We start from the raw sequence: 3,874 nt of genomic DNA, 5'->3' as shown, positions 1-3,874 counted from the left end.
GCGGGCACGGCGATCTCAGCCGAACACCGCCATAGCAAGCAGCGTCGATCAAACCACCAGATGACGCAGCACCTCGTCTGCGAAGGAGGGGGCACCTGCGCGGGACAACTTGTCGAGAAGATCGAACACTGTCAGGGGTGGCCTTGTCGTGTCACCAGCCTGTTGCTCAAGGACAGCAAGTATCCGCGGAGGGCTGAGGTCGAGCTGATCGAGCAAGAAGCCGTCCGGCGAGATCGCGTCGATGCCGTGCGGAGCGAGGTGCTTCGCCGGGAAGTCCTTCAAATTCGGGGTGATGATGCTGCGGGCTCCTCCCACGATGGCCGCGGCAAGCACATGACGATCGTCAGGATCCGGGAGGTCAAGTCCCGTGACAAGGGGCTGCCAAGCGGCTGGATCGACGCTTGCGTCCTTGAACGCCTGATCCATCATGCGCAGACGCCTTGCGAGGATGGCTGAATCCAGATCTGGGTGGATTTCAGCCAGCGCGCGCCGCACCTCCTGAAGGATCTTCGGGGACCACAGCGGCCGGTAGAGCCCACACTCCGCCAACCGCAGCAGTGTGTCCGTCAGGACAACGGGGACGAGCGATGCTGCATCCAGCAATGCGACGTGCATAGGCCGTCAATCGCCCGCGTGGCGTGCCCGCTGAAGCGCCTCGCGATAGTCAGCCGCTGACATCTCGTACAGGCCGGTCTCCTGTGCGGTGCGGGTCAGTTCACTCAATACGGCCTGACGCTCGGCACGACGCCGCTCCTGATATTCCAAGAGATCGTCGATGCGTACTCGACGGTGACGGCCAGGACGCTCATATGGAATTTCGCCACGTTCGAGAAGCTTCACCAACGTGGGTCGGCTCACGCCAAGGACGTCGGCAGCCTCCTGCGTGGTGAGCCGACGAGACATCGGGCTGATCGTGACCGCCCGTCCCGCAAGCATGGCTCGCGCCACGTCGACCAACACGTCGACGAGAGCGGCAGGCAGGTCGACTGCCTGGCCACCTGGCGGGACGAGCGCGGCGGAACGGGACCTCTTTCTCATCACGAGGTCGCCATCCTCGGCAGGACCTGCTCCGATGGGGCTAGAAGGGCTCCCGTCCCCTGTCTCGTTTCCGACTGCGAGAAGCGCCGTCATGAGACGACGTAGCTGGCCCACATCCTCCGGGGGTAGAACGGTGTGGCTCCGGAGCGGCTCGAGCGCTGCGGCGATCATATCCCCACCCTGCCACAAATCGAAAGAAACGCAAGCCTGCGCAGGGTCAACATCCTGTACCGAGCCCGTCCAGCAGTCAGACCGCGGTTCCGCGACGGCAGGCGTGCTGGCCGTCGATCACGGCCATGCCGGGGCAGGTGGGGTTGCTGTCGGTGTGTCCCAACGGCGGGGCGGACGGCGGCGCTGCGGCGGAACCGCGGTCAGAACCTCGGAAGGGTCGACAAAACGGCCCGATGCGGTATCAAGAACCCAGGTGTGCGCGGCGGGAATGTCGAAGTAGAGGCCCACGAGCTCAAGCGGACCCCGTTCCAACGCGCGCCGCACAGCCGGATGGCCGCTCAGGTGCTCCAGCTGAAGCACGACGTTCGCCCGGCCCAGTTGTTCCAGGGGCGACAGCATCTCCGTACCGGGCAGGGGCATCCGGGCCAACGCCGCGCGCGCGTGGGTCAGCCAGCCCGCCAGCGCGGAGTCGGGATCCCGGTCGAGGTCGTCGGACAGCAGCGCCTGCATGGCACCGCATCCCGAGTGCCCGCACACCACGATCGAGGGCACCCGCAGGACGTCGACGGCGTAGTCCAGCGCGGCGGTCACCGACAGGTCGGCGTTGCGCCCACCGGCGATCGGGACGATGTTGCCGACATTACGGACGGTGAACAGGTCGCCGGGTCCACTGCTGGTGATGATGTTCGGGACGACCCGGGAGTCGACGCAGGTGAGGAACAGCGCGCTGGGACGCTGACCGTCCGCGAGCTCCCCGAGGGTGCCGCGCAGCAGCGGAGCGGTCCGGCGGTGGAACTCGGCGACCCCCACCAGCATCGTGCCGGCGGCATCCGCGCGGTGCGCGTCCCCGTGGGAGGCCGCCAACTCCTGCCACTGCGACCAGGGGGCGAACCAGCGGGGCAGGTGCGGAACGACGGTACGGCGCCGCTTGGCCTGATCCTCACGTGACGATCGGAACCAGGTGTGGCCGATCTCGTCGACAGTCACCTGCCCGCCCGCCCGCTCGTGCTCGGTGCACCAGGCGTGCAGATGGTCGAACGCCGCATGATCGAGATAGTCGACCACCAGCTCGATCGACACACAGGACCCGGTCGGCACCCGGCCGAGAACCCGGGCGAGGCGCGGCAGGGACAGGAAGCTCAAGGTGCCCTCCACGTCCACCCGCCATGCCTGCCCGGACGCGACGAGACGGATGTTCGACCACAGCACCCGACGCAGAACCAGCCCGAGGGCGGTGAGCATCCCGAGTGCGACGCCCTGGAGCAGGTCGAGCGCGACGACACCGACGAGCGTGACGACGTACACGGGCAGCTCGCCGTGACGCCGCACGTGCCGCAGATGGGCGACGTCGACCAGCCGGACCCCGACCACGACGAGCAGGCCGGCCAGCGCGGACAGCGGAATCCACTCGACCGCTCCGCCGAAGAACAGGGCGAACAGCGCCACCCACACGCCGTGCAGGACGGCTGAGGCCCGCGTCCTCGCCCCGGCCGCGACGTTGGTGGAACCGCGCACGATCACACCGGTCACCGGCAGCCCGCCGGCGAGACCCGCCAGGACGTTGGCAGCCCCCTGCCCGAGGAGTTCACGGTCGAGGTTGATCCGACCCGGCGCCCGGCCACGCGTGGTGGCCAGCTTCTCCACCGCCACCGCGGACAGCAGCGACTCCATGCTCGCCACGATCGCAATGGTGAGGACGCCCAGGACGATCCCAGACCAGTCCCGGTCGGGAAAGGCCGGCAGCGACAGCGAGCCGAGGATCGACCCGGGCAGGTCGACCCGGGGCAGGTCCAGGTGGACGGCGGCGGCCAGAGTGGTCCCAACGACGACCGCGGCGAGCGGCGCGGGGATCGCGCGCAGCCCGCTCGGCAGCCGGCGGACCAGCCGGGGCCACAGCAGGATGACGACGATCGTCATGGCCCCGATCAGGGTCGCGCCGCTGTGGCTGTTGACGATCCGGCCGGGCAGGGTCACGATGTTGTCGATGGCGTGGGCGTCGGGCGCACCGCCGAGGATGACGTGCAGCTGGCCGATGGCGATGGTGAGCCCGATCCCGCCGAGCATGCCGTGCACGATCGCGGGCGACACGGCGAGGGCTGCGCGGGCGATCCGACTGACGCCGAAGATGATCTGGAGCACACCGGCGGCCGCGGTCACCGCGCACGTGACCCGCCACCCGTAGGTCGTGATGAGCCCCGCGATGACCACGGTGAGCCCGGCCGCGGGCCCACTGACCTGCAGGCAGACACCGCCGAGCGCCCCCGCCACGATCCCACCGATCACAGCGGCGATGAGACCGGCGGCGACCGGCGCGCCCGTGGCGACCGCGATACCCAGCGACAGCGGCATCGCGACCAGAAACACCACCAGCGACGCCTGCACGTCCGCCCGCAGGTGCGCCCGCAGGGCCATGTCAATCTCCTCGGGATCGAATCGGCACCGGACCGGATGTCGCGATGGAGATCGCCCTCGGATGGGTCGCGCAAGCCGACGACCTTGCCTGTCACAAGGCCGCCCGGTGGGCGCCCCTGCCCGCATCCGACCGCCGCAGCGATGGGTGAACCACACCGGACAACGACAGCGGACCGGCCGGGGTTTCCGGATGTGATCTTTCCTCAAGAAGGAGAATTCGGCTGCGGCTCAGGCGGTCGCCCGCGCTGGCTCA

Annotated in this window: 3 protein-coding genes; all 3 read right to left on the bottom strand. The window is 68.8% G+C overall.

The window, feature by feature from the left end:
• Positions 1 to 48 precede the first annotated feature (48 nt).
• The 3 genes from U9980_RS17885 to U9980_RS17875 all read right to left on the bottom strand — a co-directional run bounded on the left by U9980_RS17885 (position 49) and on the right by U9980_RS17875 (position 3,621).
• On the bottom strand, positions 49 to 615 hold the full coding sequence (locus tag U9980_RS17885) for a PIN domain-containing protein (RefSeq protein WP_322751332.1): 567 nt from the start codon (positions 613 to 615) through the stop codon (positions 49 to 51).
• Between the two features lie 6 nt (positions 616 to 621).
• The gene (locus U9980_RS17880) at positions 622 to 1,038 is read right to left on the bottom strand and encodes a helix-turn-helix domain-containing protein (RefSeq protein WP_322751333.1); all 417 of its coding nucleotides are present in this window, start codon (positions 1,036 to 1,038) and stop codon (positions 622 to 624) included.
• A 288-nt stretch (positions 1,039 to 1,326) separates the two neighbouring features.
• Entirely contained in the window at positions 1,327 to 3,621 is a 2,295-nt protein-coding gene (locus U9980_RS17875) for a SulP family inorganic anion transporter (RefSeq protein WP_322768964.1), read from the bottom strand.
• Positions 3,622 to 3,874 lie beyond the last annotated feature (253 nt).

Source organism: Protofrankia sp. Cr1 (assembly GCF_963555865.1).
Lineage (GTDB): Bacteria > Actinomycetota > Actinomycetes > Frankiales > Frankiaceae > Protofrankia.
This window is presented reverse-complemented; position numbering and strand designations above follow the sequence as displayed.